The sequence below is a fragment of the Prescottella agglutinans genome (assembly GCF_004011865.1).
GTDB classification, from domain to species: Bacteria; Actinomycetota; Actinomycetes; order Mycobacteriales; family Mycobacteriaceae; genus Prescottella; species Prescottella agglutinans.
On record NZ_RKLP01000006.1, the window covers coordinates 83,078 to 107,917 of the forward strand.

At 67.4% G+C, this 24,840-nt stretch carries 20 protein-coding genes and 2 pseudogenes; 14 read left to right on the forward strand and 8 right to left on the reverse strand.

Translation table 11 applies throughout. The features are described from left to right. Positions 1-31 precede the first annotated feature (31 nt). Both EGT67_RS12690 and EGT67_RS12695 read right to left on the reverse strand, forming a co-directional pair. Positions 32-298 carry a hypothetical protein gene (locus EGT67_RS12690; protein ID WP_127916439.1) on the reverse strand — a complete coding sequence of 89 codons (267 nt, stop codon included), beginning with the start codon at positions 296-298 and terminating at the stop codon, positions 32-34. A 228-nt stretch (positions 299-526) separates the two neighbouring features. Beyond that, positions 527-1,414 carry a DUF5995 family protein gene (locus EGT67_RS12695; RefSeq protein WP_127916440.1) on the reverse strand — a complete coding sequence of 296 codons (888 nt, stop codon included), beginning with the start codon at positions 1,412-1,414 and terminating at the stop codon, positions 527-529. Positions 1,415-1,747: 333 nt separating this feature from the next. On the opposite strand from EGT67_RS12695, the gene EGT67_RS12700 reads away from it, so the two are divergent. Beyond that, positions 1,748-2,308, forward strand: coding sequence for a hypothetical protein (locus EGT67_RS12700; RefSeq protein ID WP_127916441.1), 561 nt, complete (start codon positions 1,748-1,750; stop codon positions 2,306-2,308). A gap of 31 nt (positions 2,309-2,339) precedes the next feature. Here EGT67_RS12700 and EGT67_RS12705 read toward each other — a convergent pair whose 3' ends face one another. Further along, entirely contained in the window at positions 2,340-2,591 is a 252-nt protein-coding gene (locus EGT67_RS12705) for a hypothetical protein (RefSeq protein WP_127916442.1), read from the reverse strand. A 158-nt stretch (positions 2,592-2,749) separates the two neighbouring features. Between EGT67_RS12705 and EGT67_RS12710 the strand changes: the two genes are divergently transcribed. The 3 genes from EGT67_RS12710 to ilvA all read left to right on the forward strand — a co-directional run bounded on the left by EGT67_RS12710 (position 2,750) and on the right by ilvA (position 6,507). Further along, entirely contained in the window at positions 2,750-3,187 is a 438-nt protein-coding gene (locus EGT67_RS12710; RefSeq protein WP_127916443.1) for a nitroreductase family deazaflavin-dependent oxidoreductase, read from the forward strand. 105 nt (positions 3,188-3,292) lie between these two features. After that, positions 3,293-5,068: a pyruvate dehydrogenase gene (locus EGT67_RS12715; RefSeq protein ID WP_127916444.1), complete on the forward strand. Its 1,776-nt coding sequence runs from the start codon at positions 3,293-3,295 to the stop codon at positions 5,066-5,068. A gap of 74 nt (positions 5,069-5,142) precedes the next feature. Then, positions 5,143-6,507, forward strand: a complete 1,365-nt coding sequence (gene ilvA / locus EGT67_RS12720; protein WP_127916445.1) for a threonine ammonia-lyase IlvA — start codon at positions 5,143-5,145, stop codon at positions 6,505-6,507. On the opposite strand, the gene EGT67_RS12725 is transcribed toward ilvA, so the two are convergent. Next, a complete protein-coding gene (locus EGT67_RS12725; protein ID WP_127916446.1) occupies positions 6,500-7,066 on the reverse strand; it encodes a TetR/AcrR family transcriptional regulator in 567 nt (188 codons plus the stop codon). The two genes, ilvA and EGT67_RS12725, sit on opposite strands and share 8 nt — an antisense overlap. A 117-nt stretch (positions 7,067-7,183) precedes the next feature. Here EGT67_RS12725 and EGT67_RS12730 point away from each other — a divergent pair, with 117 nt between their 5' ends. The 4 genes and pseudogenes from EGT67_RS12730 (at position 7,184) to EGT67_RS12745 (ending at position 15,520) form a co-directional block, all read left to right on the forward strand. Next, entirely contained in the window at positions 7,184-8,698 is a 1,515-nt protein-coding gene (locus tag EGT67_RS12730; RefSeq protein WP_127916447.1) for an MFS transporter, read from the forward strand. A 173-nt stretch (positions 8,699-8,871) separates the two neighbouring features. Continuing rightward, positions 8,872-11,181 (forward strand): annotated as a pseudogene (locus EGT67_RS12735) (arylsulfatase); the annotation flags it as partial. A 589-nt stretch (positions 11,182-11,770) separates the two neighbouring features. Further along, entirely contained in the window at positions 11,771-14,662 is a 2,892-nt protein-coding gene (locus EGT67_RS12740) for a DUF7507 domain-containing protein (RefSeq protein ID WP_164877556.1), read from the forward strand. A 120-nt stretch (positions 14,663-14,782) separates the two neighbouring features. Beyond that, positions 14,783-15,520, forward strand: a complete 738-nt coding sequence (locus EGT67_RS12745; protein WP_241566002.1) for a class F sortase — start codon at positions 14,783-14,785, stop codon at positions 15,518-15,520. On the opposite strand, the gene treZ is transcribed toward EGT67_RS12745, so the two are convergent. Together treZ and EGT67_RS12755 are read right to left on the reverse strand one after the other, a co-directional pair. Beyond that, positions 15,501-17,258, reverse strand: coding sequence for a malto-oligosyltrehalose trehalohydrolase (gene treZ, locus EGT67_RS12750; protein WP_127916450.1), 1,758 nt, complete (start codon positions 17,256-17,258; stop codon positions 15,501-15,503). The two genes, EGT67_RS12745 and treZ, sit on opposite strands and share 20 nt — an antisense overlap. 45 nt (positions 17,259-17,303) lie before the next feature. Continuing rightward, positions 17,304-18,116, reverse strand: a complete 813-nt coding sequence (locus tag EGT67_RS12755) for a mycofactocin-coupled SDR family oxidoreductase (protein ID WP_127916451.1) — start codon at positions 18,114-18,116, stop codon at positions 17,304-17,306. Between the two features lie 121 nt (positions 18,117-18,237). On the opposite strand from EGT67_RS12755, the gene EGT67_RS12760 reads away from it, so the two are divergent. After that, a complete protein-coding gene (locus EGT67_RS12760) occupies positions 18,238-19,083 on the forward strand; it encodes an SAM-dependent methyltransferase (RefSeq protein ID WP_127916452.1) in 846 nt (281 codons plus the stop codon). A gap of 33 nt (positions 19,084-19,116) precedes the next feature. On the opposite strand, the gene EGT67_RS12765 is transcribed toward EGT67_RS12760, so the two are convergent. After that, positions 19,117-19,374: a hypothetical protein gene (locus EGT67_RS12765; RefSeq protein WP_127916453.1), complete on the reverse strand. Its 258-nt coding sequence runs from the start codon at positions 19,372-19,374 to the stop codon at positions 19,117-19,119. An 84-nt stretch (positions 19,375-19,458) separates the two neighbouring features. On the opposite strand from EGT67_RS12765, the gene EGT67_RS12770 reads away from it, so the two are divergent. Next, a complete protein-coding gene (locus tag EGT67_RS12770; protein ID WP_127916454.1) occupies positions 19,459-19,917 on the forward strand; it encodes a DUF2867 domain-containing protein in 459 nt (152 codons plus the stop codon). Positions 19,918-20,456: 539 nt separating this feature from the next. Next, a complete protein-coding gene (locus EGT67_RS12775; protein WP_241566003.1) occupies positions 20,457-21,377 on the forward strand; it encodes a poly(ethylene terephthalate) hydrolase family protein in 921 nt (306 codons plus the stop codon). A gap of 260 nt (positions 21,378-21,637) precedes the next feature. On the opposite strand, the pseudogene EGT67_RS25615 reads toward EGT67_RS12775, so the two are convergent. Continuing rightward, a pseudogene (locus tag EGT67_RS25615) lies at positions 21,638-22,417 on the reverse strand (LysR family transcriptional regulator); the annotation flags it as partial. Between the two features lie 90 nt (positions 22,418-22,507). On the opposite strand from EGT67_RS25615, the gene EGT67_RS25620 reads away from it, so the two are divergent. The 3 genes from EGT67_RS25620 to EGT67_RS12800 all read left to right on the forward strand — a co-directional run bounded on the left by EGT67_RS25620 (position 22,508) and on the right by EGT67_RS12800 (position 24,746). Beyond that, entirely contained in the window at positions 22,508-22,858 is a 351-nt protein-coding gene (locus tag EGT67_RS25620; protein ID WP_127916455.1) for a DoxX family protein, read from the forward strand. 282 nt (positions 22,859-23,140) lie between these two features. Beyond that, positions 23,141-23,830, forward strand: coding sequence for an RNA polymerase sigma factor (locus tag EGT67_RS12795; RefSeq protein ID WP_127916456.1), 690 nt, complete (start codon positions 23,141-23,143; stop codon positions 23,828-23,830). Between the two features lie 88 nt (positions 23,831-23,918). Continuing rightward, the gene (locus tag EGT67_RS12800; protein ID WP_127916457.1) at positions 23,919-24,746 is read left to right on the forward strand and encodes a hypothetical protein; all 828 of its coding nucleotides are present in this window, start codon (positions 23,919-23,921) and stop codon (positions 24,744-24,746) included. Positions 24,747-24,840: the final 94 nt, after the last annotated feature.

A 24,840-nucleotide genomic window follows, 5' to 3' on the forward strand; every position in this document is an offset into this window, starting at 1 on the left:
GGTCCGGGCAGCCCGCGCCGGTGCGGTGCGGTCACCGATGGTGGTGATGGCACATCCACTGCCAGTTCCCCTGCTGGTCGCGCTGCATACATCCGCAACCCATGTGGCGCCCGTGGTGGTGATGGTGAACCCGGGTCATCATGACCACGGCCGGACTCGCTGCCGGCGTCGCGGTGTCTGCGAGTGCCGGTGCTGCGGCCGGCCCGAGCGGGACGGCCGCGAGCGACAGCGTGACGAGGATTCTGGCGAGCAGACGCCGCATCGGGCGCACTCGTGGTGTTTCGTACTCCTGTTCCATGCGAGATCCTCTCCGCACGGCCGGTCGTCGGAGACGCTCGTCGCCGACGACCGACCACCGGGCGGTGCTCCGGTGGTCGAAGGGCCGTTGCGGTGCGTCGGGTACCGCCCTCGCAGCGCTCGGCGCATCGCTGCTTGTCGTGCACCCCTCATGTTATTGCCGGAATTGTCCGGTATTCGAAACTCGTAGGAGATTCACAGGTGGCCGTGACCTGGCCCGTCGGCGCGCTCAGAGGCCGCCGACGTCGGACAGGACGTCGAGCGCGTGATCGGTGGCCCGCCACAGCGCGTCGATCTCCTGCTCCGCGGCGGGCCGCGTCTGCGGGTTCTGCAGCGCGAAGCCGTTGGCGAGGGTGATGGTGTTGTAGCCGCTGTCGGCTGCACGCAGCAGCAGTCGCGACGGCTGGTCGTTGCCCGCGAGCCGGTCCAGTCCCTCGCCCACGAAGTAGAACCGCCACAGTGGGCCGAGATCGCCGCCGTAGAGCGCCTTCGTCAGTGTCACGATCGAATCACCCTTGACGGCAATGGAATCGACGATCTCGTAGAAGTCGGGGATGTTGTCGTGCCGGGTGCCGCTGGAGTCGACCGCGTATGCGAGGTCGACGGTGAGGTGGGCGTTGTAGCCGGCCATCGCGACCCGGGCCGGGCTCTCGGCGCACTGTCGTGTCAGTGCGAAGTAGTTGGCCCACGCCGGATCGACCGGCGCGCCGGTGAATTCGGCACGGAGATTGCGCAGGTAGCGGGCGAGCAGGTCGTAGCTGATCGTCGGGGCCCACTCGCGGTCGGACAGTGCGACCGGGTCGCGTTGCAGGGGTAGGACGGCGTCGTACTCGACGGCGTTCAGCCCGACCGAGAACAGGCCCCTCCAGTCTCGATGTGCGACAAGGATCTCCGTGATCCGGCGGTGTCGGTCGATCGCGGCCTCGAGCCGCGGGAGGCCCGTGCCCGACAACGTGGACGTATCGCTCAGCTCGACGATGTCCGCGATCTCGGTCGTGCTCAACGGTGTTCCGCAGGCCGTGGCCACCGAGGTGTCGGCTGCGGCGTGAGCGGGGGAGTGGAGCGCGAACGCGGCTCCGACGGCGACGAGGGGCGCGAACAGGCGGAGGGAGCGCATCGCCCGAGCCTAGATGGTGCCTCCGATTCGGTGCGGGACCTCAGGAACGCGCCGTCGGGCTGTGCCGCGGGCGACCAGCAGGCTCGGCAACCCGTTGACCGCGACCAGCACGGTCACGACGAGCGCCATGCTCGGCCCGGGCCTCGAAACCCAGAACGGGCCGCCGATCGAGAGAGCACCGACGATGCTCGCTGTCCATCCGGCGGCCCGGGAACTCGCTCGTCGCGCTGAATCTCGGTGCGATCTGTAACGGCCACACGCCTTTTGCCGGTGTTCAGGTTGCAGACGTGGCCGGGGGGCTTGCCGTCGGCCTGCAGCCGTTCAGGAGGGGACATGACCATCAGCAGAGCAGCGAAACGCGCACTTGCGGGGGCCGTCGCCGCGGTCGCGATAGGTGGTGCGGTCGCGGCGCCGGCGGGCGCAACAGAAGATCCGCCGGCAGCGACCACTGCGGTGGCGGCCGGCGCCGGCCTCGGTGACGTTGCGGCACCGCAGGGGATCACGACCCAGACGCTGATCGCCGCGTGGAACGCGCGGCTCCCCGTCTACGAAGCGATCGTGACCAGGGAGTACTCCTTCCCGAAGTCGACTTCCACGCTGACCGAGTACCGGCGCGTGTACGACATCGACGTGCTGAGCTCGCCCACCGCGAAGTTCGTCGGACTGGGAGCCGTGGCCCCGGACACCTTCTGGGTTCTGCACGGGCGCACCATCGCGAACTCGATCGTCGTCAATCTGCACGAGACGTGGCAGGAGAATGTCGGCTTCCCGATCATGAGATGGGACGCCACGACGCTGAAGTTCACCGACAGCCCGCTCGTGCAACTGCCCGGCGGCGGCCCCAGCGCCGGCATCGCGCTCGTCACGGACGGCGGCGGCTCGGCGTCCAGCTGAGCAGGGTGCTCGGCGGCGGCGCCCCGGCTCATCAGTTCGTCGGCGGCGTCGAACGGTGGGTGAGCATGACGCGTCGCACCCACCACACGACCACGGCCGCTCCAGCCGCGGTCAGCACTGCCGTCTGCAGCACCTGCGTCACGGCGAGGACGAGAACGAAGATCGCGAGCGCGGCGGCGATCGCCTCGAGCTTGTAGAGCGGCCACGCGGTGCCGGCGATGTCGACGGTCTCGGCGGAGGCGTGCATGCGACTGCGGGCGTGTCCGTGCAGTGCGGCGGTCATGCGTTCACCTCGTCCGTGTTCGGCTACCTTCGTCGATGATGTTCAGAATACCGACACACATGGTTTCGGTCCAACGAACAATTTCCGTCGTGGCGTGGAAGTCCCGTCGTCCGGGCTGTCGGGTGGTCAAGATCATGTGCGGGGTGTTCACTTGTGGCATGCCTCTTACCGGTGAATACGAACCCAGCCCCTCGTCCTGGGCCGCGGACCAGGTCGACCTTTACGAGCGCTCCGGCGGCACCGAGGGAACGATGATGGAGGGCAAGCCCGTCATCATCCTCACCACCAAGGGTGCCAAGTCCGGCAAGCTCCGTAAGACCCCGCTCATGCGCGTCGAGCACGACGGGCAGTACGCGGTCGTCGCTTCCCTCGGCGGGGCCCCCAAGCACCCGGTCTGGTACTACAACGTCGTCGCCGACCCGAGTGTCGAACTGCAGGACGGTCCCGTCAAGCAGGACATGACGGCGCGCGAGGTCACCGGCGACGAGAAGGTCGAGTGGTGGCAGCGTGCGGTCGAGGCGTGGCCGGACTACGCCGAGTACCAGAAGAAGACCGATCGGCAGATCCCGGTCTTCGTGCTCACGCCGCAGAAGTAACGGAAGCAGCGGACCTGGTTCGGGTCCCCAGCCGTCCGGCCCGGTTCCGAGTAGCCTGCGAGGAGTAAGGCGTAACCAATTCGGAACCGTGGCCGGAGGCTCGACATGGCGGCGAAAACTGTTGCAGATCAATTGGTTTCCCAGCTCGTCGAGGCCGGGGTGCAGCGCATCTACGGAATCGTCGGGGACAGTCTCAACCCGGTCGTCGACGCGGTCCGCAGGACCGGTGGGTCCGCGGCGGGCGGCATCGACTGGATCCACGTCCGGCACGAGGAGGCGGCGGCCTTCGCCGCGGCCGCGGAGGCGCAGGTCACCGGCCGCCTCGCGGTGTGTGCGGGCTCCTGCGGCCCGGGCAACCTCCACCTGATCAACGGCCTGTACGACGCGAACAGGTCCGGCGCACCGGTGCTCGCGATCGCGTCGCACATTCCGAGCACACAGATCGGGACCGGCTACTTCCAGGAGACGCATCCCGACCGCCTGTTCGTCGAATGTTCCTGCTACACCGAGATGATCACCACGCCGGCGCAGTCGGCCCGGGTCGTCCAGAGCGCCATGCAGCACGCGCTCGCGCGGTCCGGCGTCGCGGTCCTCACCCTCCCCGGCGACGTCGCCGAGGAACCGGCCGTCGGCACACCGCCGCCGCTGGTGCGGACCGGACGCCCCTCCGTCGTTCCGGCGGACGAGGACGTTCGCGCCCTCGCGGACGCGATCAACACCGCGTCGGCCGTCGCGATCTTCGCCGGTGCCGGCGTGCGGGACACCCGCGACGAGGTCCTCGCGCTCGCCGACACGGTGGGCGCACCGATCGGGCACACCCTCCGCGGCAAGGAATTCATCCAGTACGACAACCCGTTCGACGTCGGCATGACCGGCCTGCTCGGGTACGGCGCCGCGCACGACGGCATGCACGACGCCGACCTGTTGATCCTGATCGGCACCGACTTCCCCTACGACCAGTTCCTGCCCGACGACGTGCGCACCGCCCAGATCGACGTCGCCGCCGAGACGCTGGGTCGGCGCACCGGGGTGGATCTCGCCGTGCACGGAGACGCCCGGTCGGTCCTGCGGGCGCTGGCGCCGCTGGTCCACCGGAAGGCGGACCGCGGCTTCCTGGAGAAGTCCCTGGACCGGCACGAGAAGCTCATGACCAAGGTCGTCGGCGCCTACACCGAACCCGTCAAGCAGCGGATCCCGATCCACCCCGAGTACGCCGCGTCGATCCTCGACGACGTCGCCGCCGCGGACGCCGTATTCACCGCGGACACCGGTATGTGCAACGTGTGGGCCGCGCGCTACCTGACCCCCAACGGCCGCCGCCGGTTCCTGTCGTCGGCGCTGCACGGGTCGATGGCGAATGCGTTGCCGCACGCGATCGGCGCGCAGTTCGCCGACCCGGGGCGTCAGGTGGTGACGATGTCCGGTGACGGTGGGTTGTCGATGCTGCTCGGTGAATTGATCACGGTCGCGATGTACAGGCTGCCGATCAAGATCGTCGTGTTCGACAACTCGACCCTCGGCATGGTCAAGCTCGAGATGCTCGTCGACGGCCTGCCCGATTTCGGGGTGGATGTCCCATCTGTCGACTATGCCGCTCTTGCAACGGCTTTGGGTCTGTTCGCCCGCCGGATCGAGGATCCCGCGGACGTCGAGTCCGGATTGCGGGCCGCCTTCGAGCACGACGGCCCGGCGCTGGTCGACATCGTCACCGATCCGAATGCGCTCTCGCTGCCGCCGTCGATCACCGGCGAGCAGGTGCGCGGGTTCGCGCTGGCGATGTCGAAGATGGTGATGAACGGCGGTGTGGCAGAAGCGGTTCAGATGGCCAAGTCGAATCTGCGCAACGTGCCCCGGCCGTCGCAGTTCTCGCCGCGCGGGTGACGTCGTCCGGCGGCGGGCGGGTCCGCGGGTGGGGCGGTTGCGCTCGGTGCCGTGCGTAGTGGGAAAATGCATGGGTGTCTAACTCGCCGGAACTCGCAGAACTGAAGGTAACCTCGCCCGCGCTCACCGCGGACGAGATCGATGCGGCTGCCGAGCGAATTGCGCACATTATCGACGCGACACCCCTCCAGCTGAGCGATCGGCTGTCGGCCCTGACGGGGGCCAAGGTCTACCTCAAGCGCGAGGACCTCCAGGTGGTCCGTTCGTACAAGCTGCGCGGCGCCTACAACCTGATCATGCAGCTCAGCGATGTCGAGCGGGCGGCGGGCGTCGTCACGGCCAGCGCCGGCAACCACGCTCAGGGCGTGGCGTTCGCGTGCCGGGCGATGGAGATCCGCGGCCGCATCTACGTCCCCGCCAACACCCCGAAGCAGAAGCGCGACCGGATCATGGTGCACGGCGGCGGGTTCGTCGAGCTCATCCCCACCGGAGAGACCTACGACGCCGCCGCGGCGGCGGCCGCCGCCGACGTCGAGCGGACCGGGGCGACGATGGTCCCGCCGTTCGACGACGCCCGCACCGCCGCCGGTCAGGGCACCATCGCGGCCGAGATCCTCGAGCAGCTGGGAACGGCGCCGGACTGTGTGGTCGTCCCGGTCGGTGGTGGCGGCTGCATCGCCGGCATCGCCACCTACCTGCACGAGCGTGCACCCGAGACCACCATCGTCGGCGTCGAGCCGGTGGGGGCGGCGTCGATGACCGCGGCCCTGGTGGCCGGCGGCCCGGTGACGCTCCCGGAGGTCGATCCGTTCGTGGACGGCGCCGCGGTCAAGCGGGTCGGTGACCTGCCGTACGCGGTGGTGTCGGGGCTCGGGGCGAACGTCGTCTCGCACGCGTCGCTGCCGCTGGTGACCGGTCCCCGCGCGGGCCGGGTCGCGGAGATGGGGCCGGAGAAGTTCGCGATGACGCAGGTCGACGAGGGTGCGATCTGCACCGCGATGCTCGAGCTCTACCAGAACGAGGGCATCATCGCCGAGCCCGCCGGGGCGCTGTCCGTGACGGCGCTGGGTCACCTCGACGTCGAGCCGGGCAGCACGGTCGTCTGCCTGATCTCGGGTGGCAACAACGACGTCTCGCGTTACGGCGAGATCCTCGAGCGGTCGCTCGTGCACCTGGGGCTCAAGCACTACTTCCTGGTGGACTTCCCGCAGGAGCCGGGCGCGCTGCGCCGCTTCCTCGACGAGGTGCTCGGCCCGGACGACGACATCACCCTGTTCGAGTACGTCAAGCGCAACAATCGCGAGACGGGTGCGGCGCTGGTCGGCATCGAGCTCGGTGCGGCCGAGGGGCTGTCCGATCTGCTCGACCGGATGCGCACCTCGCGTATCGAGGTCGAGCAGCTCGAGCCGGGTTCGCCCGCGTACCGCTACCTCACGTAGCCGGTTCGCTGTCCGACCGGTCACTGCCCGCCGGGCCGGTGCCGAGCAATCGGTTCACCACCCGGCGGTGCAGGTCCGGATCGGGTTCGGGCAGTCCGAGCAGGGCCGCCAGATAGATGCCGTCGCCGACGAGTCGGACGATCTCGGCCTGAACCGGATCGTCGATCTCGGCGAGCAGCCCGTCGTCCCACGAGCGCATCACGTCCGCGACGGCCTGCTGGACCTCGTCGTGCTGACCGTCGGCGCTGCGCATGGCCGCGAGCATCGAGCGGTAGAGCGCCATCTCGTCGGCCGACTCGGCCACCGGGTACTGCAGGTAGATCTCGGAAACGGTCCGCCCGCGCGAGACGGCGTCGGCCAGTTGCTGATCCGAACGCTCGCCGAGTCGTCGCACCATCGACGCCAGCAGCGCCTCCTTGGTGGGGAAGTGGTACAGCAGTCCGCCCTTGGAGACCCCCGCGGCCGCCGCCACCGCTTCGAGCGTGACCTGGGCCACGCCGACGTCGAGGAGGAGGCGTTCGAGGGCGTCGAGGATGCGATCGCGTGTGTCGGATGCCATGAAAGTCACTGTACCGGCTGGACGGTTGGCTGCTATCCTGGAGTCGCTACTGTACCGGCTGGACGGTTAACTATCCGGTCGGTTCCTGTTCATCAATCAGTTCGTGGGAGTGGAAGCATGTCTGTGGGCACGGTGCGGGATCCGCACGTAGCGAAGGCCAGCCGGAAGGACTGGCTCGGGCTTGTCGTGCTCGCCTTCGCCGTCCTGCTCATCTCGGTGGACGCGACGGTCCTCGACCTCGCGTTGCCGTTCATCAGCGAGGATCTCGAGCCGAGCAGCACCCAGCTGCTGTGGATCATCGACGTCTACTCGTTCGTGCTGGCGGGCCTGCTGGTCACGATGGGCACCCTCGGCGACCGGATCGGCCGGCGGCGGCTGCTCCTGATCGGCGCCGCCGGGTTCGGGGTGGCGTCGCTGATCGCGGCGTGGTCGGCCAGCCCCGAGATGCTCATCGCGGCGCGTGTGCTCCAGGGCGTGTCGGGTGCGACGCTGATGCCCGCGACGCTCGGCCTGATCCGGACGATGTTCGTCGATCCGCGCCAGCGCACCACCGCGATCGGCGTGTGGGGCGCGATGGCCGGTGGCGGCGCCGCGGCCGGGCCGCTGATCGGTGGCTGGCTGCTCGAGCACTACTGGTGGGGCTCGGTGTTCCTGATCAACATTCCGGTGATGATCGGTCTCATCGCGCTGGGTCCGCTCGTGATCCCGGAGTCGAAGAACCCCCAGCCGGGCCGTTTCGACCTGATCAGCGCCGGACTGTCGATGCTCGCGATGGTGCCGATGGTGTACGCGGTCAAGGAAACCGCGGTCCACGGACCGAGTTGGGTGCTCACCGCGATCGGCATCGTGGGCCTGCTCGCGGGTTGGGTCTTCATCCGGCGCCAGCGGACGCTCGACGACCCGATGCTCGACCTGTCGCTGTTCGCCCGCCCGGCCTTCTCGACGGCCGTGCTGACGAACCTGCTGTCGATCTTCGCGCTCGCCGGTGTGCTGTTCTTCGGCTCGCAGTACCTGCAGTTGGTGCTGGGCTATCGGCCGCTCGAGGCCGGTCTGCTGATGCTGCCGGGCACGCTGGTCAGTGCGTTCGCGTCGTTGGCCGCGGCGTGGCTGGTCCGGCGGTGGGAGCCGAGTCGGGTGCTCAGCGTCGGTCTCGTGGTGGCGGCGTTCGGTGCCGCCGCGCTGATCGCGCTCGGTACGGACAGCGGGCCGCAGGCGTTCGTCGTCGGGTTCCTGCTCGCCGGTGCGGGCATCGGTGTCGCGCTCACGCTGACCAACGACCTCGTGGTCGGCGCGGTCGAACCGGAACGCGCCGGTGCGGCGTCGGCCGTCTCGGAGACCGCGTACGAACTCGGTGTCGCGCTCGGCGTCGCGATCCTCGGCAGTGTCGTGCTGGCGATCTACCGTCGCGGGCTCGACGTCTCCGGGCTGACCGCCGACCAGGCGCATGTCGCGGAGGGCACCCTCGGCGGCGCGGTCGAGGTGTCGCACTCGCTGCCGGCGAACGAGGCCGCGGCCTTCCTCGACACGGCGCAGTCGGCGTTCGTCGACGGCATGCACATCGCGGCCGGTGCGACGTCGATCGTCCTGTTCGCGACCGCGATTCTCGTGGCGCGCATGCTCCGTCGGCGCTGACGTCCGGGCGCCGGGGAGACGCACCTGCGTCGCACCCGGCACCGGACTCGGTCAGGATCATCCGAAGTGGGTGAGACCGGAGTGCGGTTCGCACGGATACGTTGCGGTGACCGACGGGCATCGTTTGCCCGCATCGATCGTCAGGAGATGCCGTGCCAGAAGAGAAGCCCGAGTTCAAGGGGAAGATCGCGCTGGATGTTCGGGATTCGGTTCCGGACTGGTCGCCCTATGTTCTACGGAAGGCGCAGGACGGTGCACCCAACGTGCTCATCGTTCTGTACGACGACACCGGCATGGCATGTTGGTCGCCCTACGGGGGGCGCGTCAACATGCCCACCGCGCAGCGATTGGCGGACAACGGTGTCACCTACACGCAGTGGCACACCACGGCACTGTGTTCGCCCACGCGGTCCTGTCTCCTGACCGGCCGTGATCACACGACCAACCGGATCGCCTCGATCATGGAGACCACCAACGGGTTCCCCGGCAACGCGGGTCGGATCCCGGACGAGTGCGCAACGATCGGGCAGATCCTGCAGGGCACCGGGTACAGCACCTTCTGGGTGGGCAAGGATCACAACGTCCCGGAGGAGGACAACTCCGCCGGCGGCAGCCGTTCGCGGTGGCCGCTGCAGATGGGCTTCGACCGGTTCTACGGCTTCCTCGGCGGTGAGACCAACAACTGGTATCCGGACCTCTGCGAGGACAACCACTTCATCGAGCCGCCGTGCACTCCCGAAGAGGGATACCACCTTTCGAAGGATCTGGCTGACCAGGCGATCAAGATGCTGCGGGATCAGCAGGCGTCGAACCCGTCGCGGCCCTGGTACATGTGGTTCTGCCCGGGAGCCAACCATGCCCCGCACCACAGCCCGAAGGAGTACGCGGACAAGTACAAGGGCATGTTCGACGACGGCTACGACGCCTACCGTCGGTGGGTGCTCGACCGGATGATCGAGAAGGGCGTCATGCCCGAGGACACCGAGCTCACTCCGTTCAACCCGATCCCCGAGGAACAGGCGAACCCGCTCGACCACGTGCGTCCGTGGGACGAACTCAGCGACGACGAGAAGCGCCTCTTCTCGCGGATGGCCGAGGTGTTCGCGGGCTTCTCCGAGTACACCGACGCCCAGGTCGGCCGCGTGATCGACTACCTGGAGCAGACCGGCCAGCTGGACAACACCATCGTGTTCTACTGCGCCGACAACGGTGCCTCGGGTGAGGGCACGGCGAACGGTTCGGTCAACGAGAACAAATACTTCAACAACTACCCGGACGACCTCGCCGAGAACTTGGCGATGCTCGACAAGCTGGGTTCGCCGGACACGTACAACCACTATCCGACGGGATGGGCGGCGGCTTTCAGCACGCCGTTCCAGATGTTCAAGCGGTATGCGCAGTACGCCGGTGGGACGTGCGACCCGATGATCATCTCGTGGCCCAACGGGATCAAGGCTCGGGGTGAGCTGCGGCACCAATATCATCATGTGACCGACATCGTCCCGACCATCCTCGAGCTCGCCGGTGCCGAGATGCCCGCCACCTTCCGTGGTGTCGAGCAGATCCCGTTGCCCGGTGTGTCGATGGCCTACAGCTTCGACGATGCGGACGCTCCGACCCGAAAGAGGCGGCAGTACTACACGATCGGCGGCACGCGTGGCATCTGGCAGGACGGATGGAAGGCGGCCGCCACACATGCGCCACTGAACGGCAAGGGGAATTTCGATCAGGATGCGTGGGAGTTGTACCACGTGGACGTCGACCGAGCCGAGGCCCATGACGTCGCCGATCAGCACCCCGACAAGGTCAAGGAGCTGATCGCTGCGTGGTTCGAGGAGGCCGAGGACAAGAACGGCCTGCCGCTGGACGACCGGTCGGTGATGGAGATGCTCACGGTCGAGCGGCCGCAGGCCGAGCCGCCCCGTGACCGCTACGTCTACTACCCCGGCAGCGGTGCGGTGCCGGAAGGCGTGGCGGTGAATGTTCGCGGGCGGTCGTTCAAGATCATCGCCGACGTGGTGCTGGACGGGGACGCGCAGGGCGTGATCTTTGCGCACGGCTCTCGCTTCGGTGGGCACGCACTGTTCATCAAGGACGGGAAGCTGCACTACGTCTACAACTTCCTCGGGATCCCGCCCGAGCAGACGTTCGTGTCGGAACAGCTCGCGCCCGGTCCGCACGTGCTCGGCATGGAGTTCGTGCGGGAAGGCGCCGGGGAGCACGGCGAATCGGTGGGCACCTGCAAGCTCTACGTGGACGATCAGCAGGTCGCGGAGGGCCCGATGCGCGCACAGATCGGAAAGTTCACGCTCTGCGGTGACGGTCTGTGCGTCGGGTTCGACAGCGCCGACACGGTGAGTCGGCAGTACAGCAACCCGTTCCCGTTCACGGGCGGGAAGATGCTCGGTGTCGCAGTGGACCTCGGCAAGGATCGGTACCGCGACCTCGAACTCGAGGCAGCGGCGCTGCTGTCGATCGAATAGGCCCGAGGCCGGGGCGGTCGGCGACGGCCGCCCCGGGTGCGCGGCGCCGCGATGTGCGCGGCGTGACCTCCTGCAACTCGGCTAAGGCGCCAGGAACGGCCGGCTCGAATCACATTCGAGCCGGCCGTTTTCGTGTCGACCCCCTTGCGGGGTAAGCGGCGTGAGCCTTCGCCTGACCTGCCCTCGTTGGACCCCTCCCTGGGCGGTGTGATCGTCGACACCCCGGCGTCGCCTGGGATGCCGCCCTCGGGGTCGATGGGGTGAAAACTCGGGTGAAATACCGGATGACCTGCTTGCTGGCGCAGGTCTCGCCCTCCTGCCGGTGGTGTTTCTGAATCATGCTGTTGCACAGTGGTTTATCGAGACGGTTGCGATGGGGTGATGACGTGTCACACGCGCGGCCGGCGGGTCTGGCTGTATCGCCGATTGTGTTTCGATGTCCCGCGTCGGGGTGATTGTCCAAGTCATCCATCGCTCGTTGCCGGATCCGGCCGGGCGTCCATCAGAAGGGCCTCAAATAATGGGGAGGTTAGGCGGCGCCCTGCATAAGGGCGTCATCCGAACTGTGGTCATGGCCATGCTGGCCGGCGTGGCCACAGTCTCGACCGCAACGGTCGGCGCGGGGACCGCGGCGGCAACGGGCAACCTGAATTGTGGTGTGCTCTATTCGGTCACTGACAAGGCAGGCAAAGCGAAGGAGATCGATCCCGCTACGGGGTCGACGAAGGATGCCTTCGAGTTGATGTCGAGCGACAAGGATCACAACCAGCTCGGTATCGGTCCCGGTGGCAAGTATGCGATCTACACGGCAAACAATGCCACGATCTACAAGTACGACGCCGCGTCCGGCAAGACGTCGAACGGTGTGAAGAAGCCTGACGGCTATGCGGCGACGCACGGCGCGGTGAACCCAGCCGATGGGTTGTACTACTTCGGTGGGGCGAGCGGTTCTGGCTTCAAGTTCGGCGTCTACGACCCGGCGACGGACAAGACCACCGGCACCGTCATCACCGTCAACGTCGACAAGAAGCCGGGCGACAACGGCGATTTGGCGTTCGACGCCAAGGGCAATATGTACATCGTCTCCGCTTCTGAATCCAAGGGTGTCGTCTACTCGGTCCCCGGGCCGATGCCGAAGTCGGGCACGCCGCAGCTGACGGGAACTGCGGTCACCAAGGTGACCGAAGCGTTCAATGCCAGCAACTCGATCGCGTTCGGCCCGAACGGTTTCCTGTACGTCGGAAGTCGCGATCACCTCTATCGCGTGGATCCGAGCACGGGTGAGCGGGTCGCTGAGCTGACGAAGTCGAACATGACAGACATGGGCTCCTGCGTCGATCCGAACACGATCGAACTCCACAAGACGCTGCCGGACGGGCGTGTCGGTAAGGACGATCAGTTCGGACTGGAGATCACCGGTGGTGGCTTGACCGCCGGCAACACGGCGACGACTTCGGGCGACAAGTCCGGTCTTCAGGAAGTATTGGCCGGTCCGGTCCTCGCGCTCGCGGGTAACACCTACACGATCAAGGAGACCGCGATGAACGGCGCGGACCTCTCCAACTACACCGTGTCCTGGGAGTGTGTGGACGCGAAGACCAAGGAGAAGACCTCCGGCACCGGCACGACCGGCACCGTGGCTATTCCGAACGGTCAGAGCGGCAAGAGCGTCAGCTGTACCTTCACCAACGCGGCCAAGAAGCCCGGCCTCGAGTTGACGAAGTCGGTGTCGCCCAGCGACGAGGATCACTTCAAGGTTGGCCAGGAGGTCACCTACAAGTTCGTGATGAAGAACACCGGCGCTGTGCCGCTGACGGGCGTCACGCCGGTGGAGAAGAAGTTCTCCGGTTTCGGCAAGGAGATGTCGCCGTTCAACTGCCCGGATAAGGACAAGACGTTGAACCCGGGTGACACTGCAGAGTGCACCGCGACGTACACGATCCTGCAGGGCGACATCAATCTCGGCGCCCCCATCGATAACACCGCGATCGCGACCGGCAAAGATCCAGGTGGCAGGCCGGTGGAGTCCAAGGAGTCGACGGCGACCATCAAGGGTCGCACGGCCACGAGCGGCATCACGCTCGAGAAGACCGCGGAGCCGAAGAGTGGTGTGAAGGTGGGTGACACGGTCACCTACACGTTTGCGATCAAGAACACCGGTGAGCAGACCCTGACCGACGTCAAGGTCAACGACGAGCAGTTCTCTGGGTCCGGCGAACTGTCCGACATCAAGTGCGAGGACGAGGCGAAGTCGCTGGATCCGGGCAAGTCGGTGAGCTGCACGGCCACCTACGTCTTCACGGACAAGGACATGAACGCCGGTTCCGTTGAAAACACGGCGACGGCGACGGGTATCCCGCCGTCGAAGACGCCGATCGAGTCGGATCCGTCGAAGGTGACTGTCACCGGCGATCCGGAGTCGGGGCTGACACTCGAGAAGACCGCGGAACCGAGTGAGAACGTCAAGGTGGGTGACACCGTCACCTACAACTTCGCGATCACCAACACCGGTGATCAGACGCTCAAGGACGTCACGGTCAAGGAGGGCGACTTCACCGGCACCGGTGACCTGTCCGACATCACGTGCCCGGACACCTCGCTGGATCCCGGCGAGTCGGTGACCTGCACGGCCACCTACACCTTCACGGACGAAGACGTGAAGGCCGGCCAGGTCGACAATGTCGCCACGGCGACGGGCACCTCGCCGTCGGACAAGCCGGTCGACTCGAATGAGTCGGACGCCACGGTCACCGCAGGTGAGCAGCCCGGCGGAACGGGCTCGCTCGGTACCGGTTCGCTCGGTTCGCTGGGCGCCGGATCTCTAGCGGCCGGATCGCTTGCGGCCGGATCGCTTGCGGCGGGCTCGCTCGGCGCCGGTTCGCTGGACGCCGGTTCGCTCGCGGCGGGCTCGCTCGGCGCTGGCTCGCTGGACGCCGGTTCGGTGGACGCGGGTTCGCTTGATGCGGGTTCGCTCGGCGCTGGCTCGCTGGACGCGGGTTCGCTTGATGCGGGTTCGCTCGGCGCCGGTTCGCTGGACGCCGGTTCGCTTGATGCGGGTTCGCTTGCGGCGGGTTCGCTCGGCGCCGGCTCGCTGGCCGCTGGCTCCCTTGCGGCTGGCTCCCTTGCGGATGGCTCGAAGGAGAACTCGGGCTCGGCTGGCTCAACTGGTTCGGGTACGCCCGGCGGCTCGAACACTCCTGGTGGGGGAACGGAAACCGGTAACCCCGGAACGCCCGGCAATCCCGGTAATCCCGGAACCCCTGCTGACTCCGGAAACGGCGGCAACGGCGGAAAGTCGGGAGACCAGGGAACGACCGGCAACTCCGACACCGAGACCGGTGCACTGATCGACTCCGGTCTGGGCGCCGACAGTGAAGGCGGCATGAACGCCGGACTCGTCGCTGGTGGTCTGGTGCTGCTGGTCGCGGCGGGTGGAGTGCTGTACTTCGCACTGCGCCGGCGGAACCAGGGGAGCGAGTGACGAGTGCTGTCGCAGAACGACTGTGACGTGCTCTGACGTGTGATCGAGTGGCCCGAGGCGTGTACCGCCTCGGGCCACTCGGCTGTTTCGAGAACCCAGCGTGAGCGGAGGATTTCCATCGTGGGCAGGCATGCGGCAGAACGACCGTCGGGTCGCAGTGGTTCGATCCTGATGATCGTGACGGCGTTGGTGCTGCTCACCGGTGGTGGTCTTCTGGTCTATCGGGGAGTGCAGCCGGCGCCGGCCGCGTCGGCGCCGGTGCCGGAGTCGACGTTCGACCTGTCGCCGGACGGGGTGGGTGATCCGGTGGTGGGCCCGGTGCCGTTGCTCGGCGGCGGCGGCAAGGCGCGCAAACCGGGTCCGGCGGCGGCGGATCCGGCGGAGCGGGCACAGATCCCGTTCGGGCCGTTGCCGGACGATCATCTGGTGATCCCGGCGATCGGAGTGCAGACGGCGTTGGACCCGTTGGGTCTGGCGGGGGACGGGAGTCTGCTGCTGCCGCGTGACGTGGCGCAGGTGACGTATTGGACGGGGTCGGCGCCGATCGATGCGCCCGACGGCGGGACTCTGGTCGCCGGTCATGTGGACAACGCGAATCAGGGCGAGGGTGCGCTGTATTGGATGCACACGTTGTATCCGGGCGATGCGGTATATCTGACGAGGGACGGCGTGGTCACCAGGTGGAAGATCACGCGGATGGAGCGGTTCGTGAAGCAGGCGTTGCCGGAGTGGGCGTTCCAGGGTGCGGGTGGTCCTCGTGAACTGCACCTGGTGACGTGCGGCGGCGAGATCGTCAAGGACGCGCAGGGGCGCGGGACCTATCTCGAGAACGTGGTGGTCACCGCGGTCCCGTTCTGACCGCGTGCGGCAGGGCCTCGAGCACCGCGAAGGAGTGGCCCGGAACCACGACCGCGGATGCGGTCTCGTCGATCTCCGGCGCGTCCCACCACAACAGCGGGACGCCGCCGACCGGCACGGTCACCGGTGTGCTCCCGAGATTGCATGCGATCCGGAGATTTCCGCGGACCACGGCGATCCACCGCTCGTCCTCGTCGTACTCGATGCCGAGGTGTTCGAGCCACGGGTCGGTGAGGTCCGGGCGCGCGTGGCGCAACGCGATCAGGTCGCGGTAGCAGGCGAGCAGTCGCGAGTGCGGTTCGACGTTGCGCTCGTGCCAGTCGAGTTTCGAGCGCAGGAACGTCCGTTCGTCCTGCGGGTCCGGGATGTCGTCGGTGTCCCAGCCGTGCTCGGCGAACTCCCGCCGCCGGCCCTCCGCCGTCGCCCTGCCCAGTTCGGGTTCCGGGTGAGACGTGAAGTACTGGAAGGGTGTTCGCGCGCCCCATTCCTCACCCATGAAGAGCATCGGCGTGTACGGCGAGCACAGCACCAGGGCGGCCTTGACCGCGAGTTGACCGTCGGTGAGGTAGCTGCTCGGACGGTCGCCGGTGGCGCGGTTGCCGATCTGGTCGTGGGTGCAGGTGTAGGCAAGCATCGCGTCGGCGGGAATGCGTCGGATGTCGATGGGACGTCCATGGTTTCGTCCGCGGAACGTCGAGTACGTCCCGTCGTGGAAGTAGCCGTGGGTGAGGGTGTGGGCGAGGGCCTGAAGTGACCCGAAATCGCCGTAGTAGCCCTGGCGTTCCCCGGAGACCGCGGCGTGGATCGCGTGATGGACGTCGTCGTCCCACTGCGCGTCCAGTCCGTAACCGCCCGCCGCCCGGGAGGTGATGATCTTCGGATCGTTGAGGTCGCTCTCGGCGATCAGGGTGAGCGGCCGACGCAGGTGCGCCGACAGTCGGTGCGTCTCGATCGACAACTCCTCGAGAAGGTGTGTGGCGCTGTGGTCGACGAGGGCGTGCACCGCGTCCAGGCGCAACGCGTCGATGTGGAACTCGCGGAACCAGCGCAGCGCGTTGTCGACGATGAACCGGCGCACCTCGCCGCTGCCCGGCCCGGACAGGTTGATCGTCCGGCCCCACGAGTTCCCGCCCTCCGCGAGATACGGACCGAACCGATCCGCGTAGTTGCCGGACGGCCCGAAGTGGTTGTAGACGACGTCCAGCGCCACCGCGAGCCCGCGGCGATGGCAGGCGTCGACGAAGCGCTGCAGGCCGTCGGGTCCGCCGTAGGGTTCGTGGACCGCGGACCAGAGCACACCGTCGTAACCCCAGTTGCGGGTGCCGTTGAATGCGGCGATCGGCATCAACTCGACGAAGCCGACGCCGAGGTCGACGAGGTGATCGAGGCGCTCGATCGCGGCGTCGAATGTGCCCTCCGGGGTGAACGTCCCGACGTGGAGTTCGTAGACGACGGCGCCCGCGAGCTGCCGGCCCGTCCAGGAGCCGTCCGTCCAGCCGGCGGGATCGAGCGCGTGCAGTTGCGACGGCAGGTGGACGCCCTCGGGCTGCCGCGGGGACCGGGGATCGGGGAGCGCGGCGTCCGTGTCGTCGAGCACGAACCCGTATCGGCTCGCCGGTCCCGCGTCGACCTCCGCCCGCCACCAACCGTCCGCGGAGCGGGTCATCGTGTGATCGGTCCCGTCGACGCGAACGCGGACCGAACGGGGGATCGGGGCCCAGACCTCGAAGGTGTGCACGTGATCAGGATGCCCCGATCACGTGCACACCGCAGCCGACTGCCGTCAGCGGATGAGGGTGCCCAGGTCGACCGGCAGCTGGATGCCGGTGACGTGCCGGGCCTCGTCCGACGCCAGCCAGGCGACGGCGTTGGCGATGTCCTCGGGCTGGCTGATCTGGTCGGGCAGGCTGCCCATGAAGATCGGGGCCAGGGTGGTGGCGTACTCCTGGACCAGGGCGTGCATGTCGTTGACCTGCATGCCCGTCTCGACGCCGTTGGGGTGGACTGTGTTGACCCGGATGTTGTGTGCGCCGAGTTCGACGGCGAGGGTCTTCGCGAGTCCGGTGACGCCGTGCTTGCTGGCGACGTAGTGGCCGAGGAACGGCAGGCCCCGCAGGCCCGCGACGGAGCTGGTGATGACGATCGCGCCGCCCTCGCCCTGCTCGATGAGGTGCGGGATCGCGGCCTTGCAGGTGTAGAACACGCCGGTGAGGTTGACGTCGAGCGTCTCCTGCCACTGTTCGGGCGTGATCTCCCACGACATGGCGCCCGAGCAGATCCCGGCGTTGGCGACCACCACGTCGAGCCGGCCGAGTGCGGCGATGCCCGCCGAGAGGGCGTCGGACACCGCGGCGAAGTCACGGACGTCGGCCTTGGTGGCGACGATCTTGCGGCCCAGGCCCTCGACGAGCGCGACGGTCTCGGCGAGGTCCGCCTCGGTGGCGCCGTCGTAGGCGGTCGACGTGAAGTCGGCGCAGGCGTCGATGGCGATGATGTCGGCGCCCTCGGCCGCCAGCCGCACCGCCTCGGCCCGGCCCTGCCCGCGCGCCGCTCCGGTGATGAATGCGACCTTGCCGACGAAACGGTTCGCGCTCATGGGTTCTGCCTCCAGTCTCCGACGATCGTGTGATCCGGACCATAGGGAGCGGTGACGGCCGAGGGACGTGCGGTCCCGGTCACCGGGAGGACAATCGACGGTGGGCTGAGGAGGTACTGCCATGAATCAACCTCGCGGGGTGGGGGCGACGGCAGTGTTCGTCGCGGCGGCGCGCGCACTGGAGACGGCGCGTGACGACCGATTGGTCGACGATCCGTGGGCGGGCGAGTTCGTCCGCCACTCGGGTTGGCATCCACCCACCGAAGAGATGGACAGCGGAAGCCTCGAGGAACTGACCACCTGGGTGGCGGCGCGGACGAGATTCCTCGACGACTTCGTGCTGGACGCGGTGGCGTCCGGTTGCGGGCAAGTGGTTCTGCTCGGCGCCGGCCTGGACACGCGCGCGTTCCGCTTGCGGTGGCCCGGGCCGGTGACCGTCTACGAACTCGACACCGCCGACATGGTCGCGTTCAAGACCGAGGTCCTCGGTGCCGCCGCGCCCGAGGCGGCCACCCGTGCGGTGGTGCCGATCGACCTCCGCGAGGACTGGCCGGCGGCCCTCCGCGATGCCGGCTTCCTGCCGGACGTCCCGACGGCGTGGATTCTCGAAGGACTGCTGATGTACCTCCCGGACGACGCGGTCGACGCGCTGATGACCCGTGTCGGCGAACTGTCCGCGCCCGGCAGTGCGATCGGTGCGACGATCACCAATGTCGACGTCGCGGCCGCGATCAGCGACGCGCCGCTGTTCCACGCCAGCCCGATCAATCGGGAGGAATGGCTGGCGATGCTGCACTCGAACGGTCCCGACGATCCGGTGGCCTGGTTCGACTCCTACGGTTGGCGCGCCACCGCGGTCCCGATCGACGAACTCGCCGAGCGGTACGGACGCGCGCTGCCCGAACGGTCGGCGCTGTGGCAGTTGCGGCCGGGACATCGATGGTTGGTGTCGGCCGTGAGGAAGTGAGATGGCGGGGCGTACGAACACGCGAACTGTCCGCTAGCGCGCGTTGTTCAACAGACGTTCGCGGACCGGGATTGCAATGGTGGCGAGGATGACCGGCACCGCGACCACCGTCAACACGATGCTCCACACGGTGTTGTCGTCCGATGTCCATATGCCCACCACAGTGAGTGTGAGACCGCCCGCCGAGATGAGCGCCCATACGGATCTGGGGACACGAGTCCGCAGAGGACGGGTACTGACGACCGCGCCGAGCACGACGAGGGCGAAGCCGACGTAGATGAGTACGTTCACGGACGCAATCGTGAACCATGGCACCGACAGGCCATCCGGGCTCGGGAGTCGGCAGCCTCTGCGGGATCGCGGGAAGATGGCGTCATGCCGCGTCCCGCGTTCTGGTCCCTCGCCCTCGACGACATTCCCCGCCCGGACTATGTCGACGTCATCGCCGCGCCGCTACCGCCCGGTGCCACCGACGATCCACGGGTCTGGGCCGAGGCGGTGTTCGCCGTCGGCTCGACCCCGGTCTGGATCCGCCTGGCCTTTGCGTTGCGGCAGTTGCTGGTTCCGCTGATCGGTGTGCCCCGCGGTGGCCGCGATGTCTTCGCCGTCTCACGCGTGCAGGACGGTGAGGCGTTGATCTCCGTGGACGACCGACACCTCGACTTCCGGGCGGGCGTAGCGGTCGACACCGAGGCTCGACTCGTCCGCCTGACGACGGTCGTGCGGCTGAAGGGCTGGCGCGGACGCGTCTACTTCGCGCCCGTCAGCGCGGTCCACCCGGTGGTCGTTCGTTCGATGCTGCGCCGGGCGTGCACCCGACTGGGCGAAGGGTGACACCGCACGAGACCGGTGGGGCGGTAGATGATCTCGGGATCCACCGGGAGAACTTCCGCCGGATGATCCACCGCAAGATGCGACTTGCTCCACCGATGGCGGTTTGGTGTGCCGGGTGGCGGCAGGCTCCTGTTGCCGCCACCCGGCCTGGGTAGGCATCCGTGTCGGGGTGGGATGCCTACCGTGTCGTCTTGCAACGACCTCCTGGACGCTATTCCAGCCGGATGGGTCCGCAAAGCCGACGTGCAGCGCAAACGCGATTTCACCCCCGAACTCATCCCAATGGGCGACGCAACCGGAGAATGCTCTGCGCCTTCGGGACATATGAGACCATCGGGTATGAACATGCAGTTTTGGGAGGTGTCTGCGCTTCTCCGGCACCTGCGGAACTATCTCGTGAATGCCCGTCGATTCTTCACGGGGTGGGGTGTCACCGAGATCCCGCGCGCGGAGCGTCCGCGTCCCGAAGACCGCTGAGCCGGCCAGGTTCCGGCCTGTCGACCGACTCCTCATCTGTCGACTCTGGCTAGGATGCGCTCGTGAAGTTGCGACGGCCTCCGCTGACCACCACCCGACACGCCCGGACTCTGCTCCTCGCTGCGATCATCGCTATTCCGACGGCGTCAGGAGTCTCGGCACCGGCATTCGCATCGGTTCCCGTCGCGGGGCCGACGGCGCCGGCGGATCCTGTTGCTCCGGAACGGCAATCCGTCAGCGAGCGCTACGCGGCCACCGGCATCCACGGCGTCACATCGGTCGCGGTGCCGGGCTACCAGGTGTTCCATCCCGCCGACATCGCCACCAGCGGAGACCGCCATCCGGTGGTCACCTTCGGGAACGGAAGCTACGCGACGTACGAGCAGTACGAGGAGTTGCTGCGCCACCTGGCCTCCTGGGGCTTCGTCGTCGTGGTCGCCGACAGCAGTGTCACCGGCGACGGAACCGAGATCCTGGCGGCCGCACGCTACATCCTGGCGCAGAACGACAACCCGGAGAGCGTCTTTCACGATCGCATCGACGTCGCTCACGTCGCCGCCGTCGGACACTCGCAGGGCGCCGGGGGATCGATCAATGCCAGCACCCACTCCGACGGACTGATCACCTCCACCGCGGTGCTCGACCTGCCCGATCCCTGGTGGGCCTCCCGGCCCGTCGACGTGATCGACGTGACGCGGCTGACAGGTCCGGTGTTCTACCTGACCGGGGCCGAGGATCTCGTCTCGACGGCCATTCCGCAGGCCGCCTATCACGCCGTGAGCCCGGGGCCCGCGGCCCGTGGCCGCCTGCTGGGGGTGGGGCACAACTGGCCCTCCGACGGTGGTGGATTCCGCGGATACCTCACCGCGTGGCTGCGTTTCACCCTCACCGGCGACACCGATGCCGCCCGCGCCTTCGTCGGCCCGGCACCGGAACTGCTGGCCGATCCGCGGTGGGACGGGACTGCAGTCAAGGGTTGGTGAATCGACGGTTTCGAGCCGGTGTCGCGGCTGACGAGCCTGCGCGAGCCGGCACGGGGGTGTTCACCAATCGTGGGTTGTTCTGGGCTGCATGCGCATTCGACAGGTTGACCGGCATCCAACCGGAACGGTTCAGCTGGTCGTGTGGTCCGCCTGTGAGCGGTTGTCGAGACAGCATTGGACGAAGTCCCTGATGATGGGATTGGTGTCGCTCGCGGGTCCCACACGATGCCGACCTGGCTGGGGCTGACACCGGTGACGGGTCGGTAGACAACGCCAGGGTGTGCGTAGAACCGGGCGGTAGCTTCGGGCGCGAGGGCGATGCCGTAGCCGTTGGCAATCGCGTTCAGCCACTCGTCGGGATTGCGGGCGACGGCACCGATCCGCGTTTCGTGGCCGCCGCGTTCCGCACTTCCCAGCCAGTGATCACGCACCGAGCCGGACTCGGGTGGACCCGTGACGAACGGCTCGTCCCACAATTCGTGGAATGCGATTCGGTCACGGTCGGCTAGCGGGTGCGAGGCGGGCAGCACTACGCAGCGGGGTTCGGTGAGTAGGACCTCGACGCGCATGCTCTCTTGGCCGGGGACGGGTAGCCGCAGGAATGCGGCATCGACTTCTCCGTCGGCAAGTCCGGCGGTCGGGTCGGACCATGCGGTTTTCCGCAGGTCGACGCGCCAGCCTGGCCTGCGGCGAGCGAACTCGGCGACGATTCGCTGCGTGGACTCGTTGGCCCCGGTTGCGACGAACCCGATCCGCAACACCTGTGCCGCATTGCCGGCTGCGCGTTTGGTTTCGCGCAGTCCTTGGTCCAAATCGGCCAGTATCGCGGGCACGCGATCCGCCAAGGCTTCGCCGGGTTCGGTGAGGGTCATCCCGGCACGCGAGCGGATGAACAGTTGCACTCCGAGGAGTGCTTCAAGTTGCTTGATCTGCTTGGTCAACGCCGGTTGAGACACGAAGAGTCGCTGCGCGGCGCGGGTCAGGTTCCCCTCCTCTGCGACGGCCGCGAAGTAGCGCAACAACCGCGTGTCCAGATCCATGCCCCCAGGCTATGGAAACAGGTATTGGACCAGCAATACGCGACCGATCAAAGTCGAAAGCAGAGCCGGTTTTCGATCCTTGGAGGGTTCATGTTCGCTCTCTACCTCGCTGTCACTTTCCTGAGTGTGATCGCCAACAGCTACGCGGCGATCCTGGATTTCATGCAGACCGAGCAGACTGTCACCAACGCGATCACGGTGGGCGCCTCGCGGTCGTGGGTGGTCCCGCTGGGTGCTCTCAAGGCGGCTGGAGCAGCTGGTCTCCTCGTGGGCATCGCGATACCACTCATCGGGGTCGCCGCCGCGGTCGGCCTCGTTGCGTTCTTCGCCTGCGCGATTGGTGCTCACGTCCGGGTGGGGTGGTTTTCGACGATCCCCTTCCCGGCGATATTTCTCGTCCTGGCCGCGGGAACACTCGCACTGCGATTGGCGACAACCTGATGAGGTTGGGGCGCGTCGCCCGCGGGTCCAGCTGAAGCCGATCCGGCGGGCCGGGATGATCTTCGTGCCGCTGTCGCGGTGACCGGGTGGGGTGCAGGAGTTCGACACGTCCGCCCCGCACTGGCTCGGAAGCGTCGACGGCGCTGCGGCCGACTGCTCGTCCTGTTCGGCGTGCACGGGGTGCGTGCCAATGCGGGTGCCGCCCCTCCTCGGTAGGGTCTGGATTCGGCACGCCGCCTCAGCGTGGTGCACGGACCGTCCGCCCACAGCAGCGCCACGCATATGGGGATCTCCCCGACCGTCTGCGCGGACCGTGAACCGGAAGTGGTGTTTGTGACAAATGGGAATGTGGACACTGATGTACTCCGCGAGGTCCCTGGCCCGCGCGACAATGAGCTCATCGCACGGTCGCTGACCGATCCTGACGCCTTCGCTGGGATCTTCGATCGTCACTTCGGCACGATTCATCGGTACCTTGCTCGTCGGGCGGGGAACGATGCGGCGGATGATCTCGCCTCGGACGTGTTCGTGGTCGCGTTCGGTCGTCGGGCCGGTTTCGACCTGGCCTACGAGCACGCGCTGCCCTGGCTGTACGGAATTGCGGGCAACCTCCTGAACTCGAACCGTCGCCGCCTGGGCCGGGACGTCGCACTGCTCGCTCGCCATCCCAGGCCCGACAGCACGTTGCCGTTCGAGGACCGGGTCGACGCTTCGATCGACGCCCGCCGTGAGGTCCGTGCACTCGAGCGCCGGCTGCGGCGCCTCTCGCAGGCGGACCTCGACACACTGCTGCTGTACGCGTGGGAAGACCTCAGCTATCCGGAGATCGCCGAGGCGTTGCAGATTCCTACCGGAACCGTGCGTTCTCGCTTGAACCGGCTCCGCCGCAAGCTGCGTGAACCGGAACCCGATGAACTCACAAGAACAGGGCGACAGCAGGCCGAGCCGGGGCAAGGAGATGGACATGGGTGACTTCACGGAGATCCGTAGTCGGCGACCTGAGCCGGAGCCCCCCAGCGACGAGGTACTCCTCCGCGCGAGACGAAATCTGATGCGCACCATGGAAATCGATGATTCCACGAGGCAGTCCGACTCCGAGGACACCGGGTCACCGGCTACGGTCGTCACACTCGGCAGGTTCCGTCGCCGGCCGGGGCGGGTGACGGCGGTGATCAGTGCTGCCTGTGTCGCCGTCTCGGTGCTCGTCTTCGCCGCAAGTTACGACAAAATGGGTGTACCCGAACAGAGCCAGGTCGTCACGGTGGGCGCGGCATTCACTCTGGAGCAAACGGCGACCTTGGTCGCGGCGACGACCGAGCCGATCGCGACCGGACCGATCCGGCACCTGCAGTTCGCCAATCTGACCGATGCGGGTCACCCGACGTACGACACCTTCGTGCGCCCGGACGGAACCGCACTCGTCGGCAGGGTCGGGGAGGGCCTTCACGAGACGTCCGGATACTTGACGAGTGCGCAGTTGGCCGACCTGCCGGTCGACCCCGACCAGCTGCGGTCGCAGATGCTGACCTTGTCGCACCAGCTGGGACTCGGTTACGCCGACGAAGCCCCTGACCGGGCACTGTATCGGCTGGCGACCAAGCTGCTACCGGACCCCGCAGTCACCCCCGACGTCAAGTCCGGGATCTATCGAGTCCTCGCCGGGCTCGACCTCGAGGCGATCCGGGCACGGGACCTCGGCATCGGCACGGATCGGACCGGGCGGCCCGGCTATGTCCTCGAGTTCACCTTCGAGGAGGGCTACGTCGACCGGATGGTGATCGACACCGGGACCGGAGCGCTGATCAGTGTCGAGACGCTGGACCGTGAGGGAAAGGTCTTCGGTGGCCAGGTCAACGTCTTTGCCGAGATGGTCGACCACATGCCGTAGGCGCATCCCGGAGGAGCGAGAGTGGTGCGGTCTCCGTCGCATCGAACGATCGATTACCGGGATGAAACATACAATTGATTTAGGACCTTTCTTG

Excerpts from the sequence above, each read along its gene's own strand:
- EGT67_RS12710 (WP_127916443.1), top strand. The coding sequence starts at position 2,750 with ATGCCTCTTACCGGTGAATACGAACCCAGCCCCTCGTCCTGGGCCGCG.
- EGT67_RS12770 (WP_127916454.1), top strand. The coding sequence starts at position 19,459 with ATGCCGCGTCCCGCGTTCTGGTCCCTCGCCCTCGACGACATTCCCCGC.
- EGT67_RS12795 (WP_127916456.1), top strand. The coding sequence starts at position 23,141 with ATGGGGATCTCCCCGACCGTCTGCGCGGACCGTGAACCGGAAGTGGTG.
- EGT67_RS12755 (WP_127916451.1), bottom strand. The coding sequence starts at position 18,116 with ATGAGCGCGAACCGTTTCGTCGGCAAGGTCGCATTCATCACCGGAGCG.
- EGT67_RS25620 (WP_127916455.1), top strand. The coding sequence starts at position 22,508 with ATGTTCGCTCTCTACCTCGCTGTCACTTTCCTGAGTGTGATCGCCAAC.
- EGT67_RS12695 (WP_127916440.1), bottom strand. The coding sequence starts at position 1,414 with ATGCGCTCCCTCCGCCTGTTCGCGCCCCTCGTCGCCGTCGGAGCCGCG.
- EGT67_RS12715 (WP_127916444.1), top strand. The coding sequence starts at position 3,293 with ATGGCGGCGAAAACTGTTGCAGATCAATTGGTTTCCCAGCTCGTCGAG.
- EGT67_RS12700 (WP_127916441.1), top strand. The coding sequence starts at position 1,748 with ATGACCATCAGCAGAGCAGCGAAACGCGCACTTGCGGGGGCCGTCGCC.
- EGT67_RS12730 (WP_127916447.1), top strand. The coding sequence starts at position 7,184 with ATGTCTGTGGGCACGGTGCGGGATCCGCACGTAGCGAAGGCCAGCCGG.
- EGT67_RS12760 (WP_127916452.1), top strand. The coding sequence starts at position 18,238 with ATGAATCAACCTCGCGGGGTGGGGGCGACGGCAGTGTTCGTCGCGGCG.
- EGT67_RS12725 (WP_127916446.1), bottom strand. The coding sequence starts at position 7,066 with ATGGCATCCGACACACGCGATCGCATCCTCGACGCCCTCGAACGCCTC.
- EGT67_RS12690 (WP_127916439.1), bottom strand. The coding sequence starts at position 298 with ATGGAACAGGAGTACGAAACACCACGAGTGCGCCCGATGCGGCGTCTG.
- EGT67_RS12800 (WP_127916457.1), top strand. The coding sequence starts at position 23,919 with ATGGAAATCGATGATTCCACGAGGCAGTCCGACTCCGAGGACACCGGG.
- EGT67_RS12705 (WP_127916442.1), bottom strand. The coding sequence starts at position 2,591 with ATGACCGCCGCACTGCACGGACACGCCCGCAGTCGCATGCACGCCTCC.